Origin of the sequence: Vibrio owensii (assembly GCF_002021755.1) — a bacterium.
GTDB classification, from domain to species: domain Bacteria; phylum Pseudomonadota; class Gammaproteobacteria; order Enterobacterales; family Vibrionaceae; genus Vibrio; species Vibrio owensii.
In genome coordinates this window covers 508,967-523,430 of sequence record NZ_CP019960.1, presented here as the reverse complement: position 1 = coordinate 523,430, position 14,464 = coordinate 508,967, and the positions used below count along the sequence as shown (strand labels likewise).

Genomic DNA, 14,464 nt, shown 5'->3' with positions numbered 1-14,464 from the left:
TATCTGTGTTTTCGTGATTCCTTTCTTCGCCTTCCTCCTTCTCGCACTCAGTACTCTCTATTCAAGCTGCAGCAAAATCCCAGTATCAAAGTCAAAACTCCAAAAACTTACAAACGATTTCACTCCATATTTCGCTAAGTTAACCACTAAAAATAACCACCTGAGGCTACATTCCTTATTTAAGCCGCATAAACATCAGTGATTAAACTTAATTATGTTTAATTTATGCGCAACACAACACCCAACCAGAAAGAAAACGTTTGCTTAAAAAACATAAGAGGTAACAATGGTTGAGTTTATAAAGAAAGCGTGTAAAGCAAAGGTGATATAAGAAAGTGCCCAATGATACCGATTTCATGACAGATTACTCTTGCATGGAGCAATCAATTAACAAACTTTTTTGCTCTTCAAATAAAATATAACCTTATGTTTTTAATGGAATAAAAAAACACAAAGACTTGAGTAAACGTTTAAATGACAAAAAACTCATTGACTATGAGATTTACATCACGATAATACGCGCCGTTTGCCCAGAAATTGGGATCTATAATTAGTTTTAATTTTTATGCGGAGGTAAAAATGGCTGCAGACAATAACTACAGTCTCGGACCGGTTCCTAACACTGCCAGAAAAGGCGTGGCATCATTAACCATGGTTATGTTGGGACTCACTTTCTTCTCCGCAAGTATGTGGACGGGCGGCTCGCTCGGTACTGGCCTTTCTTTTGATGATTTCTTCCTCGCTGTTCTCATTGGTAACCTAATCCTCGGTATCTACACTTCTTTCCTCGGTTACATCGGCGCTTCTACTGGTCTCTCCACTCACCTCCTTGCTCGTTTCTCTTTTGGCTCTAAAGGCTCTTGGCTTCCTTCCGCACTTCTTGGCGGTACACAAGTTGGTTGGTTTGGTGTTGGCGTAGCAATGTTTGCGATTCCAGTAAACAAAGCAACAGGCATCGATACAAACACGCTTATCATCATTTCTGGTCTACTCATGACCGCAACGGTTTACTTCGGCATCTCTGCGCTTATGGTGTTATCTGCGATTGCAGTTCCGGCGATTGCCCTTCTTGGCGGTTACTCTGTGATTGAAGCAGTAAACAGTGTTGGCGGCGTGGCTGAACTGCAAAAAGTACAACCGGCACAACCTATCGACTTTTCAGTAGCGCTAGCAATGGTGGTTGGCTCATTCATCAGTGCGGGTACCCTAACCGCAGACTTTGTTCGATTCGGCAAGAAGCCAAAAGGCGCAGTGATGGTCACAATGGTGGCATTCTTTATCGGTAACTCGCTGATGTTCATCTTCGGCGCAGCTGGTGCGGCGGTAACCGGTCAATCGGACATTTCAGAAGTGATGATCGCGCAAGGTCTTCTTATTCCAGCTATCATCGTTCTTGGCTTGAACATCTGGACAACCAACGACAACGCGCTTTACGCATCGGGTCTAGGCTTTTCCAACATCACTGGTTTGCCAAGTAAATACATCTCAATGGCGAACGGTTTAGTAGGTACATTGTGTGCACTATGGTTGTACAATAACTTTGTAGGCTGGTTAACCTTCCTATCGCTTGCAATTCCACCAATTGGCGGCGTAATCATTGCGGACTTCTTCATGAACCGTAAACGTTACACAAATTTCGCAGCAGCAGAGTTCCAAACGGTTAACTGGGCTGGCATTATCGCTGTGGCGATTGGTGTTGCAGCAGGTCACTTCCTTCCGGGTATCGTGCCTGTGAATGCGGTACTAGGCGGCACAATCAGCTACCTGATTCTAAATCCTATTCTTAATAAAAAGACACTGGCACAACAGCCAGCGTAAGGAACCATCATGACGACACTATTGATCAAGAACGCAACGCTAAAGGGACAGGAAGGTCTCCAGCAAATTTTGATTGAGGATGGTCAATTCAAGCGTATTGAAGACAATAATGTAGAACTAAATTACACAGGTGATGTTCTTGATGCGGAGGGCGGCATGGCTGTCGCTCCTTTCTGTGAGCCGCACATTCACCTAGACACCACGCAAACCGCCGGTGAGCCAAGCTGGAACATCTCTGGCACGCTTTTCGAAGGTATCGAGCGTTGGGCTGAGCGTAAAGAGACGCTGTCGATTGAAGACGTGAAATCACGCGCAAAGCAAACGCTTAAGTGGCAAATTGCAAACGGCGTCCAACACGTTCGTACCCACGTTGACGTTTCTGACCCTACCCTAATTGCCCTAAAAGCGATGGTAGAAGTTCGTGAAGAAATGAAAGAGTGGGTAGACATCCAAATCGTTGCATTTCCACAAGAAGGTATTCTGTCTTACCCGAATGGTAAAGAATTGCTAGAAGAAGCAGTTCAACTAGGTGCTGACGTTATTGGTGCTATTCCTCACTTTGAATTCACTCGTGAGTACGGCATCGAATCTCTGCACTACGTTTTCGAACTGGCACAGAAATACGACCGTTTGATCGACGTACACTGTGACGAGATCGATGACGAGCAATCACGTTTTGTTGAAACGCTTGCAGCGCTAGCGCACAAGTTCAACATGGGGCACAAGGTAACCGCAAGCCATACAACGGCTATGGGCTCTTACAACGGTGCTTACGCATCTCGCCTGTTCCGTCTGCTACGCATGTCTGGCATCAACTTCGTTGCAAACCCATTGGTGAACATCCACCTTCAAGGTCGCTTCGATGATTACCCGAAACGCCGTGGTGTGACTCGTGTGAAAGAAATGCTGAATGCGAACATCAACGTCTGTTTTGGTCACGATGATGTATTTGACCCTTGGTACCCACTAGGTACTGCAAACATGCTGCAAGTTCTGCACATGGGTCTGCACGTATGTCAGGTAATGGGTTACGACCAAATCAACAACTCACTGGATCTGATCAGCACCAATTCAGCACGTACACTGAACATTCAAGACAAGCACGGCATCGAAACAGGTAAGCCAGGTAGTTTACTGATTCTTCCTGCAGAAAATGGTTTTGATGCAGTACGTCGCCAAGTGCCGGTTCGCTTCTCTGTTCGTCACGGTAAAGTGATTGCAGAAACACAGCCTGCGACAACACACATTCACCTTGGTGAGCAAGAGCAAGTGACTTACAAGCGCTAATCACTGAGCTTTTAAACAAAAAAAGGGTCTGATTAAATCAGACCCTTTTTTTATTTCTTCACGCGCTGTGTTAGGTGTCTACGGCAACTAATGACATTCCTTAACAACGAAGGCGTATTCCCTAAATAGACAATCTTGCCATCTTCATCAACAATGGCAGGTACAACCTTTAAGCCTTTCATATCTGCGCCGTATTCCACCAACTTACGTTCTAGCTCATATAAATCCTGCATATCTCGGACTCAATTTATAATTATCAATTTTCGCGTGAATGCTATCCCTCTAAAGAGATATCAATACTGATCTGGATCATGAAAGATAGATCCTAATTATGGTGGGCTCAAACTTGAGACACTTCATGGTTTGAATGTGTTTTTGAATGTGAAATTTTGTGAACTGCATTCAAATTAAATTTCAGAATATAGACAGTTTGCGTAATAAATATTTGCACTCCTTCGTAACAAACACTAAAGTTAGGGAGTTAGTTGAGCTTTATACTAAAAAGCCACAAATCGCCCAAACACAGATTTAACACTAGCAACGTCAAAATTAGTGCTTATAAAATAAAGAATAAAACAAAACCTAGGGTCAACAGTAATGTTGACCCTTTTCTTTGCTTCCCTCAACTCGAGCCAAACAGAAAAACTTTGAGCCTTATAGTAAACAAAACTTTTGCGTGATAACTGTCGGTTATCAGCGAGATAAGTGGATTCCTAATCAAACAGCGTTCAATAATAGCTTCGAACCAAACATCTCGGAGTGAAATACATGAACATTTTCAACAAAACTACATTGGTCGCGGCGCTATCTCTTCCCCTACTTGCAGGATGCGTGACTCCGGGAGAAGATGATCCAAACGCATTAACAAAACAAGGCGCTGCAGGTGGTGCACTTTTAGGTCTGACTATGGGCGCTTTGACGGGTGATGCTGAGCTCGCCGTGAAAGGCGCAGTTGCGGGTGGTGTAGCCGGTGGTGTCGCAGGTGCTGGCGCGGATATTCACAATAACCGTGACAACATTCGCCACGACAGCCGCAATGACGCGATTAGTGGTATTAACGGTGGTCAGAACACAGCAGCAACCAATGCCCCTCAGCAGTGGCAAGAGATCGATAACTTTGTTGGTGATTGGAACGTAAATATCCAGAACCACAATCGCGACTTTAAAGGTTTAGAAGGTCTGTCGGCACACGGCTCGCTAGCAAAAACAACAGAAGCAAATGTTAAGGTGACCAATTCGCAAGGTGTTGACCTTAATGCCGCGTTCACGTTCGATCCACAAGCAGGCTACCAACTAACGCTGACTAATGAAGCAAAAGATGTATCGGTTGCTTTTGCAGGTGAACAACAATCACAAAACCATCGCTACAACTTCTACCCGATGAACATTAACGACGTCATTTACCAAGGTATTCCGACGGGTGATGTGCGTGTCGAGCTAGGTTTTGCTGGTCCAAACGTTTGGACCATCGATAGCTACGCTTACATCGACGGAGCAGAACAAAAAGTACAAACGTTCCGATTCACTCGCACCCAATAAAACAACAAGGCTTTCTTCGCAACATCTCAATAACAACGTCTCATTTGGCAATTTAATAAAGGCTTAGGCATACTCTGTCTAAGCCTTTATTTTTTAGAAGAAATCCATGTCTCAACTCAACCTAGCAGAGCTCAGCCAATTTGAGCCTCAGTTCCTACAGTTTATGCAGCAAGAGATGCAAACTGATGCCGCTCACGACCTCAGTCACGTCCGACGCGTAGTCAAAACCGCTCGTCAGCTAGCAGAACAAGAAGGCGCAGATTTAGCCGTTGTATTGCCTGCTGCGTATCTGCACGATTGCTTTACTTACCCAAAAGATCACCCGAACCGCAAGCAAAGCTCAACAATTGCGGCAACCAAAGCGATTTCGTTTCTAGAAAGCATCGACTACCCTGCTCAATACCATGATGCTATCGCCCACGCTATAGAATCTCACAGCTTTAGCGCCAACATTACACCTAATACTTTGGAAGCTCAGGTCGTCCAAGACGCAGACCGCTTAGACGCGCTTGGCGCAATTGGTGTGACACGTTGTATTCAAGTGAGCACGTTGTTTGATGCCGTCTTATATAACGAACAGGACATGTTTGCAGAGCATCGAGAATTGGAAGATAAACGATTCACCATCGATCATTTCCAAACCAAATTGTTTAAAATAGTCGAGACGATGAACACCAAAGCAGCCTATGAAGAAGGTTTGAAGCGTAAAGCGTTTATGCAGTCTTACCTAGATCAGTTGCGCCAAGAAGTAGAAGGTTAATATGTCGGAAAGTCACGACCTAATTAAAGAGCTCAAACGCCAACTCAAGCAATCTGGCTTGCACTATGCCGATGTCGCGCAGCACTTGGAACTGAGCGAGGGCTCGGTAAAACGCTTATTGGCAGAAGGCAGTCAAATCAGCCTCGACCGCTTGGAACGTATCTGTCAGCTGATTGGGTTAGAAATGGCGGAGCTATTTAAACTGGCAGCAGCACACAACAAAGGGCTGGAGTCGCTCACGCTAGAACAAGAAAAACAGCTGGTTGATGATAAAGGCTTATTGTTGGTTGCGGTTTGTGTGGTCAATGGTTATCGCTTCGAACAAATCATCGAGCAATACACCTTTGATGAGTTAGAGCTGATACAAAAGCTCGCTCAACTCGACCGCCTCAATATCATCGACTTGCTGCCAGGTAACAAGATTCGTCTGCGTATATCCCCGACTTTCAAGTGGCACACAGGTGGCCCTATTCAGCGTTTCTTCCAGCAACAAGTTCAAGAAGCTTTCTTCCAGAGCTATTTCTCTGCTGAGGATGAGAAGTTAGTGATGGCAACGGGCTTAATGAGCTTACCAACCAACAAGAAGATGCAGCAAAAGCTACAAAAAGTCATCGATGAGTTTTATCAGATCTGTCAAAGCGACGACTCATTGGACATGAATGAGAAGCACGGTACCTCTCTGGTGATTGCGATGCGTCGTTGGACATTCCCGCTGTTTAACCCTTGGGAACGCAAATAGAGAAGAACTGATGCTCGATAAACTCAAAAGCCTATCGGTCAAGACAAGACCGATTCTCCCTTTGTTCATACTCATCGCGTTTGGTGGTTTTGCGGTGTTCATTACCACACTCTTGCAACTTTCTGATGTGGTTAAGGAGTCTTATCTTATTCCGAGTGGCGTAACGGCGTTGTGGGCGCTTGCCGCTTGGGTGATGATCTCAAGCTTTCAGCATGTTCCTGAACTTACGCCGAGCCTCGGTTTTTTCAAACGAATGAAAGCTCGCTTGGTGCGTCTGTTCTTTTATTTGGTGACATTAGGCTTTATTGGACTCTCTGGTTTTATTCTGTTTGTCACATTGAGAATGCTCAGCGTCTGGTTTCGACACTAAGCTCATCTCGTAACGCATAAGAGCACCAATCAGTGCAATATCACAAAATCATGAAACCAAAAGTATCGCAAAGTGTTACTTTTGGTTTCTCATAACGTAACTCTTTTCTTCGTGCTAGCTTCCTAAAACGCAACCTTTAAAGTGCTCCCATCTCAACGCGATTTTGCAATTACGGAGCCAGCATGTTTCTCACTAAACGATTCTTCCCCTATTTCGTGACTCAGTGCCTTGGTGCACTGAACGACAATATCTACAAGAATGTTCTCTTGTTGATGGTGACCTACAGCCAAATTGACTCACTACCAATGTCGGTCGACCTCTTTGTTAACCTTGCGGCTGGCTTATTCATTCTTCCCTTCTTTCTGTTTTCTGCCCACGCCGGTGCGATTGCCGACAACATGGACAAAGCCAAATTAATCCGCCGCTTAAAACTTATTGAGTTAGTGATCATGAGTTGTGCAGCGACGGCTATCATGACGCAGAGTGCCATTCTAATGCTGGTTCTACTCTTCATGACTGGTACTCAATCGGCTTACTTCGGCCCTGTGAAATACGCTCTACTTCCTCAGGCGCTAAAATCTGATGAACTAGTGAAAGGTAATGCTTGGGTTGAGATGGGGACTTTCCTTTCTATCCTGATTGGCACCTTAAGCGCAGGTCTATTGCTTGCAATTCCAAATGGTATGCTTATCGCCTCTTGCATTGTGATTACACTGTCACTACTGGGCTTTTTAAGCAGCGCAAACATCCCTTCTCTGCCAAGTAAGAAAAGTGACCAAGTAAAATTCGAGCCTATTACTGGTTTGAAGAAAACACTCAAACTGGCACAAAAACAACGCGGTATTTGGATGTCGATTCTAGCGATCAGTTGGTTCTGGTTTATGGGCGCAACTTACCTAACTCAATTCCCAAACTTTGCTCGCGAACACCTATTTGCAGACAGCACTGTGGTTTCTCTGTTGTTGGCTCTGTTCTCAGTTGGTATCGCAACAGGTTCATGGCTATGTGAAAAACTGTCTTTCAATCAAGTTGAACTGGGTATTCTGCCATTTGGTATTTTGGGTTTAACGATTTTCAGTGCCGACCTACTATGGGCAGTACCTGCAATCGAATCTTTCCCAAGTCAGTATTACAACGTACAAAGCTTTGTTGCCCAATCTTCACATATTCGAGTAATGATCGACTTGTTCTTGGTTGGTGTGAGCGGAGGCGTATTTATTGTTCCCCTTTATGCGTTTATCCAATCGCGCTCAGAAGAGGGCGAATGTGCTCAATCTATTGCGGCAAACAACATCATGAACGCACTGTTTATGGTCGCTTCCGCTGCTGTTTCTATCTTGGTGTTAAGTGTTTTAGAGTTCTCAATTGTTGAGCTATTTGCCATTTTGGCCGTCGGTAACTTCATCGTAGCTATCTACGTTTACCGTCAAGTACCTGAGTTTACTCAGCGTTTTATTAGCTACTTGCTGAGCCACTGTCTGTATCGAGTTTCGGTAACCGGCCGTCAGCATATCCCAGAACAAGGCGCTGCCCTGATTGTGGCAAACCATGTGAGCTATGTAGACGCCTTGATTCTAATGGGTACATCAACCCGCCCTGTTCGATTCGTGATGGACAAATCAATCAGTGAGCTGCCTGTTCTTAAGCACGTTTTTCGTCATGCTGGCGTTATCCCAATCTGCTCTCCACGCAAATGCGCAGAGACTTACAAAAGAGCTTTCGAACAGATTGAGCAAGCTCTTAATAACGACGAGGTAGTTTGTATCTTCCCTGAAGGTCGTTTGACCTCAAATGGTGAACTGGGCGAGTTCCGACCGGGTGTTGAGAAGATTCTTAAACGTACACCGGTTCCAGTGATTCCAATGGCGTTAAAAGGCTTATGGGGCTCTTTCTTCAGCCACAAAAATGGACACGCGTTGACGAAGCGCCCTACTCGCTTTTGGTCTCGTATCGAAGTCAATATTGGTGAGTTATTACAACCAACCATGTTAGATCGCCATTTGTTACAAAAAGAAGTGCAAGATTTGCTAATTCGCTGACAGTAGTCTTGTGGAGAATCTAGTAGGATGAAATCAACGTCATAAATCTAGGAGGTATTATGAAAATCATCATCTTACATGGTCTTTATATGCATGGGCTGGTCATGCAGCCTCTTAGCCAGAAGCTGAGAAAGCTAGGCTACGAGACCCAAGTATTGAGTTACAACACGGTTTCAATTAACGAAGAGTCGCTGTTCGATTCCATCGACAAAGCGCTTAATCCACTGACTGCAAATGTGTTGGTGGGCCATAGCCTAGGTGGTTTGATGATTAAACGATACCTCGCAAGCAGAAAACCATCGACAAGTCTGGTGTCCCACGTTGTGGCAATTGGCTCGCCACTGAAAGGCGCATCTATCGTCACTCGCATTCAAGATTTGGGATTCGGTGCGATGCTTGGTAATTCACCGTATCACGGCCTTAACAAGCACGAAGATGTTTGGACTTTCCCACAAAAGCTCGGCAGCATCGCAGGCACAATGGGCATTGGCGCAAGGCCGATTCTAATGCATAAAGACAACACTATGTCTGATGGCACAGTGACCGTTGATGAAACACGTTTAGAAGGCATGCAAGATCATATAGAGACGAAACAGACTCACACTAGCCTTATCTACAACACCTATGTACCTGCGCAGATTGATCACTTTATCAAAACTGATCACTTCAGCCGATAGCGCACTTTTCCATCAAGTAGTTGCAATCTACTTTTCAAGCCAAGGCGTTCGCAGTACTATCTCTACTCCGACCACTCATTTGAGTGTCGGAGTTTTTACTTCTAACCATATTGGTTGGATTCAATGTTCTCAGGGCGGGGCGAAATTCCCCACCGGCGGTATACTTTTTTGAGTGAGCCCGCGAGCGCTCGATTCGTCGAGGTCAGCAGATCTGGTGAGATGCCAGAGCCGACGGTTATAGTCCGGATGAAAGAGAATAAGAAAACATCAGCGGTTTCCTCAACGTTCTGTGTTGATGAACACTGGTGCACTTCTTTTTGGATCGCATTTTTTATTGCGTGGGTTTGTGCCATCTTACCGTTGGTGGCTCAGTGCATGCGTAAAATATGACGATCTCTCATACCGCCCTGATTCTGGTGATATTTAGGAGTTAACCATGAATCAGTCATCACTACTTGCCGAATTTGGCGACCCAATTACTCGCGTTGAAAACGCACTTATCGCATTAAAAGAAGGCCGTGGCGTGCTTCTTCTCGACGATGAAGATCGTGAAAACGAAGGCGACATCATTTATTCCGTAGAGCACCTGACTAATGAGCAAATGGCTCTGATGATCCGCGAATGCAGCGGCATTGTGTGCCTATGCCTGACAGACGCTCAAGCAGACAAATTGGAACTGCCACCAATGGTTGTGAACAACAACAGCGCAAACCAAACGGCTTTCACAGTTTCTATTGAAGCGAAGCAAGGCGTAACAACTGGCGTTTCTGCCGCTGACCGTGTAACAACCATCAAAACAGCAGCAAACCCAAATGCAAAACCAGATGACTTAGCTCGCCCTGGTCATGTATTCCCTCTACGCGCTCGTCCTGGTGGCGTAATGACTCGTCGTGGTCACACAGAAGGCACTATCGATCTGATGCAAATGGCCGGTTTGCAGCCTGCAGGCGTGCTATGTGAAGTGACAAACCCAGATGGCACCATGGCAAAAGCACCAGAGATCGTCGCGTTTGGTCGTTTACACAACATGCCAGTACTCACCATCGAAGATATGGTTGCTTACCGTAATCAATTTGATTTGAAGCTAGCGTAATCAACACGCATTTGCTCTAGTCGAAAGCCGCTGAACTCAGCGGCTTTTTTGATCGATTTGATTCCTTTGCGAGTAGTTATACTTAGTAAAAACAAAAAGAATCAACATCATGAAGGGCATCACTCGTAGCGCACTTACCGCAACACTACTCTCCACCAGCTCTTTGGCTTTTGCATCGAGCTGTCCAGATATCTTGCAAGGAAAGCAAAGGCTTCTCAATTCAACGGAAGAAATAGAGCTGTGTGACGCCTTCAAAGGCAAAACGCTACTGGTAGTGAACACCGCGAGCCAGTGCGGCTTTACCCCTCAATTCGAGCAATTAGAGCAATTGCATCAAACTTACAAAGATCAAAACTTTGCCGTTGTGGGCTTCCCTAGTAACGACTTTCGTCAAGACCGTGGCAGTGAAGAAAAAACCGCCAAAATTTGCTACCTCGACTACGGTGTTACCTTCCCTATGATGGCGCGAACCTCTGTTCTTGGCGAGGATGCAAACCCAGTATTCGCCGAGATCAGCACTCAAGCGGGCGTTACACCGAAATGGAACTTCTACAAGTTCTTGATCAACAAAGAAGGTAAAGTCGTTGCGACCTTCCCAAGTTCAACCTCTCCAACAAGTACTACGCTTACTAACATGATTGAACAGCAACTGTAAGGAAGGCTGCCATGACGACCACACGTACGACAATGCTGCAATTAGGTTATTTAGGACTGCTGCCCTTTCTGTTCAGCTTGGTTCTCATCGTTACCGAAAGGACTTTGTTCAACTTATCTGGGGAGCAGTTTTTTATTGCTTACAGTGCGGTGATTTTGAGTTTTCTTTCCGGGGTACTTTGGGGCAACGCCATTGATCATTTCTACCATCGATTGAGTCGAAATGCCTTGGTGCTAAGTAACTTATTCGTATTGCTTGCTTGGGGAGCATTGCTGCAAGGTAACAAGCATTATGCCATCGCGACTCTGTTATTGGCAGCTGGCTACATTGCCGTTTGGTACGCGGAAAAGCTGATTCGAAGAGTAGAAAAAGAGGCGGAGCCAAAAGGGTATCAGATGATGCGAGGCAAGCTCACGACCGGTGTGGTACTTATGCATGGGTTGGTTTTAATTGCTTAAACTGGTCTGTCCACCTACCAGATCACAAAATTAACCAAGTTATATAAAACAATGTTCATTTCGTGAAGCGCGCGTAATTTTGAACACCGTTTTGTTTTAATTATGAATGGATGGTCATACAAGTATCTCAAAAGCATTCACAAAGGATATGAATATGTTTTTTCGTAAACTTCTTTTTAGTACCGCAGTTATCAATGCAACAGCGGGTTGTGTGTCTTATCAAGCACAACAGGCTGCGGTCAATACGGTGAATACCACTGGAGTGGTTCTTAACAACGTAGTGAAAACCACCATCGCTCAGCCTTGTAACGTTGCCGTCACTGTTGCTAGCTTGTTTTATCCAAATGCGATCTTTATGACTGATATGCCAACCGCAGCTTGCACGGCTGTGCTTCGCTAACGCAAAAAGAACATAAAAAATGGCGACCTCAGCGGTCGCCATTTTTATTGATGCGATTATAGCGTTAATAAGTAGTTCACCAACGCGTTGTAATCATCGTAACTGCGGATCTCATTTGGCAACACAATGTACTTGTTGTTCACCACAACACCCGGAACCCCGGTCAGCGTGCTTTGTTTGAATTGCTTATCAAAGCCTTTCTGCATAGAGTTCACTGCAAAGCTGTTGTATGCCGCATCGAACTTCTTGCCATCAACGCCGTTATCAACAAACAGCTGCTTAAGCTCTGCTTCGTTTTGAGGTGCTTGACGCTTCTGATGAATTTGTGCAAACATCGCTGGCACCATCTTATCCTCAACACCTAGTGACACCATTGTTGCGTAAGACTTCGCCATCGGAACAGCCATATCACCGCCCATGAATGCGACATGCACTTTCTCAAAGCTAGCATCTTTCGGTAACGCTGGTTTCAAGTTGTCGATGACAGATTCAAATTTGTAGCAGTGTGGGCAATAGAAAGAGAAGAACTCAGTGACTGTCGGTGTTTTTGATTTCTCTACATCCAAGATTTTGTAGTGTTTACCCGCTTCAAATTGCGCAGCGTGAGCAGTGAATGCAAGTAATAGAGTGCTGCAAAGAGCAAATAGCTTTTTCATGTTTGATTCCTTTGGGCACAGGTGTGCCGTATTCATTTGTTAATGTTTAAAAGCCCAGCAGTGCTGGTTTGTGATGAATAAAAGGATCAAACAATTGGGGGACGGTAAGGCTTATAAATCACGGTCACTGCTTTTGGGGTGGGTGATTTATCAATCAATGCAAGACTATGCGGTAATAAAATCACATCATCTTGTAAGAGGTTGGTTGGTATTTTGACGATACAAGAAGAGCTACAACTGGTGTGTACTTGCTGCCCTTTCTCCATCAGATGATCACCATGGTGTGATTCAATACAGTCCGTATTGTCCACGCCCATTTTTTGATGAAGCTCAGCCGTTCTATCGTTATCCGAACTCACTTCGATTGGCGCTGTGGCTGCACGCACACTCGACGCTACGCCCGTTAGCAACATGGCTAATAGACAGAACATTGTCGTCATGAATGTACGGTTAAAACTCAGCATATAACTTCTTCAAAATACGGTGAATCTTCATCATACAGAATCCTTCTTTTCATACAAGCCAATCACTTAATGCTAGGTTCACAAACAAGACGATTCTGACACTCGATACCGACTGCAATGCCGATAACACTTGAAATCACTATGAAACCTGAGTAATAGTTAGATCAGTTTTTGTACAAACAAGGAAAGATTAATGCTTAAAAAGAGATTCTTTAAAACAAAAGATGAAGTCGAAGTCACGTTCGAGCTAGACAAAAACCAGTGGGAGTCGATTCAAATTGCAGGCGATTTCAACAACTGGCAACCAGAACCAATGAAGCTCGTGAAGAAAAGTGGCCAGTTTAAGTTTAAGACGCGCTTGCCGAAGGAACAGAATATCCAGTTCCGTTACCTATTCAACGAAGCCGAGTGGGAAAACGATCCACAAGCAGACGCATACGTGCCAAATGGCTTTGGTAGCGATAACAGCGTCGTATGCACACAAGAACAAATCGCTTAGCACACAATTCAGAAACAAAGGCGCACCGAGTGCGCCTTTTTTATTGTCTAATTTTCATTGAGTTATCACTTATTGTTGCTATATGACAACAGTGTTTTAACTGAAGTGATATATATCAACAAAAGCCATTTCCTTAATATATCCACATCGCAGCGAAACAGGTGTTCTTGACTAAAAGCTGCTCTCAAACGAAAGCAATTCTTAAAAAATTAAGGAAACAAAAGATGAAAAAACTGATTGTAATCACAGGTGCAAGTTCTGGTATTGGTGAAGCTATCGCACGCCGTCTAAGCGATGAAGGTCACCCACTTCTTCTTCTTGCTCGTCGTGTAGAGCGCTTAGAAGCACTAAACCTGCCAAACACGCTATGTGAAAAAGTAGACGTTACTGAAAAAGCTTCATTTGAAGCGGCAATTGCTAAAGCAGAAGAGAAATTTGGCCCTGCTGACGCATTAGTAAACAACGCCGGCGTAATGCTACTTGGTCAAATTGAAACACAAGATACATCAGAGTGGAAACGTATGTTCGACGTGAACGTACTTGGTTTGCTAAACGGCATGCAGTCTGTGTTAGCACCAATGAAAGCACGTAACAGCGGTACTATCATCAACATCAGCTCAATCGCAGGTAAAAAGACGTTCCCAGATCATGCGGCTTACTGTGGTACTAAATTCGCAGTTCACGCTATCTCTGAAAACGTTCGTGAAGAGGTGGCTGCATCAAACGTTCGCGTAACAACAATCGCACCAGGCGCTGTAGAAACTGAACTGCTTTCTCACACAACATCGCAAGAAATCAAAGATGGTTACGGTGCGTGGAAAGAAGACATGGGCGGCGTGCTAGCTGCTGATGACATCGCACGTGCAGTTGTATTTGCTTACCAACAACCACAAAACGTTTGTATCCGTGAAATCGCTCTAGCACCAACTAAGCAACAGCCTTAATCTCTGCGATTCTAAGACGAAGAAATTCAAAAAGCGGCTTTAAGCCGCTTTTTTGTTTCGAAGCGC

Annotated in this window: 17 protein-coding genes and 1 riboswitch; of the genes, 14 read left to right on the top strand and 3 right to left on the bottom strand. The window is 44.7% G+C overall.

The window, feature by feature from the left end; all coding sequences use genetic code 11:
* The first annotated feature begins 579 nt into the window (after positions 1–579).
* Both codB and A9237_RS18940 read left to right on the top strand, forming a co-directional pair.
* Complete coding sequence (gene codB, locus A9237_RS18945) at positions 580–1,818, top strand: cytosine permease (protein ID WP_005442458.1); 1,239 nt, start codon at positions 580–582, stop codon at positions 1,816–1,818.
* A gap of 9 nt (positions 1,819–1,827) precedes the next feature.
* Positions 1,828–3,105 carry a cytosine deaminase gene (locus A9237_RS18940; RefSeq protein ID WP_078609104.1) on the top strand — a complete coding sequence of 426 codons (1,278 nt, stop codon included), beginning with the start codon at positions 1,828–1,830 and terminating at the stop codon, positions 3,103–3,105.
* A gap of 50 nt (positions 3,106–3,155) precedes the next feature.
* On the opposite strand, the gene A9237_RS18935 is transcribed toward A9237_RS18940, so the two are convergent.
* Entirely contained in the window at positions 3,156–3,338 is a 183-nt protein-coding gene (locus A9237_RS18935) for a hypothetical protein (RefSeq protein ID WP_078609103.1), read from the bottom strand.
* A 535-nt stretch (positions 3,339–3,873) separates the two neighbouring features.
* Here A9237_RS18935 and A9237_RS18930 point away from each other — a divergent pair.
* The 10 genes from A9237_RS18930 (at position 3,874) to A9237_RS18885 (ending at position 11,835) form a co-directional block, all read left to right on the top strand.
* On the top strand, positions 3,874–4,644 hold the full coding sequence (locus A9237_RS18930; RefSeq protein ID WP_005442462.1) for a hypothetical protein: 771 nt from the start codon (positions 3,874–3,876) through the stop codon (positions 4,642–4,644).
* 106 nt (positions 4,645–4,750) lie between these two features.
* The gene (locus tag A9237_RS18925) at positions 4,751–5,404 is read left to right on the top strand and encodes an HD domain-containing protein (RefSeq protein ID WP_020194105.1); all 654 of its coding nucleotides are present in this window, start codon (positions 4,751–4,753) and stop codon (positions 5,402–5,404) included.
* Position 5,405: 1 nt separating this feature from the next.
* The gene (locus A9237_RS18920) at positions 5,406–6,143 is read left to right on the top strand and encodes a helix-turn-helix domain-containing protein (RefSeq protein WP_078609102.1); all 738 of its coding nucleotides are present in this window, start codon (positions 5,406–5,408) and stop codon (positions 6,141–6,143) included.
* Between the two features lie 10 nt (positions 6,144–6,153).
* On the top strand, positions 6,154–6,513 hold the full coding sequence (locus A9237_RS18915) for a hypothetical protein (RefSeq protein WP_009704794.1): 360 nt from the start codon (positions 6,154–6,156) through the stop codon (positions 6,511–6,513).
* Between the two features lie 182 nt (positions 6,514–6,695).
* Positions 6,696–8,552 (top strand): MFS transporter, encoded by a 1,857-nt coding sequence (locus tag A9237_RS18910; RefSeq protein WP_078609100.1) that lies wholly within the window; start codon positions 6,696–6,698, stop codon positions 8,550–8,552.
* Positions 8,553–8,611: 59 nt separating this feature from the next.
* Positions 8,612–9,229, top strand: a complete 618-nt coding sequence (locus A9237_RS18905; RefSeq protein ID WP_005442468.1) for a PGAP1-like alpha/beta domain-containing protein — start codon at positions 8,612–8,614, stop codon at positions 9,227–9,229.
* Between the two features lie 121 nt (positions 9,230–9,350).
* Positions 9,351–9,491, top strand: a riboswitch (FMN riboswitch).
* 174 nt (positions 9,492–9,665) lie between these two features.
* Entirely contained in the window at positions 9,666–10,322 is a 657-nt protein-coding gene (gene ribB, locus A9237_RS18900) for a 3,4-dihydroxy-2-butanone-4-phosphate synthase (RefSeq protein ID WP_005433496.1), read from the top strand.
* A gap of 109 nt (positions 10,323–10,431) precedes the next feature.
* Positions 10,432–10,977: a glutathione peroxidase gene (locus tag A9237_RS18895; RefSeq protein WP_020194100.1), complete on the top strand. Its 546-nt coding sequence runs from the start codon at positions 10,432–10,434 to the stop codon at positions 10,975–10,977.
* Positions 10,978–10,988: 11 nt separating this feature from the next.
* Entirely contained in the window at positions 10,989–11,435 is a 447-nt protein-coding gene (locus tag A9237_RS18890) for a DUF3429 domain-containing protein (protein ID WP_078609098.1), read from the top strand.
* A gap of 154 nt (positions 11,436–11,589) precedes the next feature.
* Positions 11,590–11,835, top strand: a complete 246-nt coding sequence (locus tag A9237_RS18885) for a hypothetical protein (RefSeq protein ID WP_005433479.1) — start codon at positions 11,590–11,592, stop codon at positions 11,833–11,835.
* Positions 11,836–11,891: 56 nt separating this feature from the next.
* Here A9237_RS18885 and A9237_RS18880 read toward each other — a convergent pair whose 3' ends face one another.
* Complete coding sequence (locus A9237_RS18880; RefSeq protein WP_039839820.1) at positions 11,892–12,491, bottom strand: thiol:disulfide interchange protein DsbA/DsbL; 600 nt, start codon at positions 12,489–12,491, stop codon at positions 11,892–11,894.
* 86 nt (positions 12,492–12,577) lie between these two features.
* Positions 12,578–12,955, bottom strand: a complete 378-nt coding sequence (locus A9237_RS18875) for a hypothetical protein (protein ID WP_078609096.1) — start codon at positions 12,953–12,955, stop codon at positions 12,578–12,580.
* A 193-nt stretch (positions 12,956–13,148) separates the two neighbouring features.
* Here A9237_RS18875 and A9237_RS18870 point away from each other — a divergent pair, with 193 nt between their 5' ends.
* Both A9237_RS18870 and A9237_RS18865 read left to right on the top strand, forming a co-directional pair.
* Positions 13,149–13,454 (top strand): isoamylase early set domain-containing protein, encoded by a 306-nt coding sequence (locus A9237_RS18870; RefSeq protein ID WP_009704801.1) that lies wholly within the window; start codon positions 13,149–13,151, stop codon positions 13,452–13,454.
* Between the two features lie 224 nt (positions 13,455–13,678).
* A complete protein-coding gene (locus A9237_RS18865; RefSeq protein WP_078609094.1) occupies positions 13,679–14,398 on the top strand; it encodes an SDR family oxidoreductase in 720 nt (239 codons plus the stop codon).
* Positions 14,399–14,464: the final 66 nt, after the last annotated feature.

Bases quoted from the DNA above. Each gene is read 5' to 3' on its own strand.
- A9237_RS18895 (WP_020194100.1), top strand. From the start codon at position 10,432: ATGAAGGGCATCACTCGTAGCGCACTTACCGCAACACTACTCTCCACC.
- A9237_RS18865 (WP_078609094.1), top strand. From the start codon at position 13,679: ATGAAAAAACTGATTGTAATCACAGGTGCAAGTTCTGGTATTGGTGAA.
- A9237_RS18870 (WP_009704801.1), top strand. From the start codon at position 13,149: ATGCTTAAAAAGAGATTCTTTAAAACAAAAGATGAAGTCGAAGTCACG.
- A9237_RS18910 (WP_078609100.1), top strand. From the start codon at position 6,696: ATGTTTCTCACTAAACGATTCTTCCCCTATTTCGTGACTCAGTGCCTT.
- ribB (WP_005433496.1), top strand. From the start codon at position 9,666: ATGAATCAGTCATCACTACTTGCCGAATTTGGCGACCCAATTACTCGC.
- A9237_RS18925 (WP_020194105.1), top strand. From the start codon at position 4,751: ATGTCTCAACTCAACCTAGCAGAGCTCAGCCAATTTGAGCCTCAGTTC.
- A9237_RS18875 (WP_078609096.1), bottom strand. From the start codon at position 12,955: ATGCTGAGTTTTAACCGTACATTCATGACGACAATGTTCTGTCTATTA.
- A9237_RS18940 (WP_078609104.1), top strand. From the start codon at position 1,828: ATGACGACACTATTGATCAAGAACGCAACGCTAAAGGGACAGGAAGGT.
- A9237_RS18935 (WP_078609103.1), bottom strand. From the start codon at position 3,338: ATGCAGGATTTATATGAGCTAGAACGTAAGTTGGTGGAATACGGCGCA.
- A9237_RS18905 (WP_005442468.1), top strand. From the start codon at position 8,612: ATGAAAATCATCATCTTACATGGTCTTTATATGCATGGGCTGGTCATG.
- A9237_RS18915 (WP_009704794.1), top strand. From the start codon at position 6,154: ATGCTCGATAAACTCAAAAGCCTATCGGTCAAGACAAGACCGATTCTC.
- A9237_RS18930 (WP_005442462.1), top strand. From the start codon at position 3,874: ATGAACATTTTCAACAAAACTACATTGGTCGCGGCGCTATCTCTTCCC.
- codB (WP_005442458.1), top strand. From the start codon at position 580: ATGGCTGCAGACAATAACTACAGTCTCGGACCGGTTCCTAACACTGCC.
- A9237_RS18885 (WP_005433479.1), top strand. From the start codon at position 11,590: ATGTTTTTTCGTAAACTTCTTTTTAGTACCGCAGTTATCAATGCAACA.
- A9237_RS18920 (WP_078609102.1), top strand. From the start codon at position 5,406: ATGTCGGAAAGTCACGACCTAATTAAAGAGCTCAAACGCCAACTCAAG.
- A9237_RS18880 (WP_039839820.1), bottom strand. From the start codon at position 12,491: ATGAAAAAGCTATTTGCTCTTTGCAGCACTCTATTACTTGCATTCACT.
- A9237_RS18890 (WP_078609098.1), top strand. From the start codon at position 10,989: ATGACGACCACACGTACGACAATGCTGCAATTAGGTTATTTAGGACTG.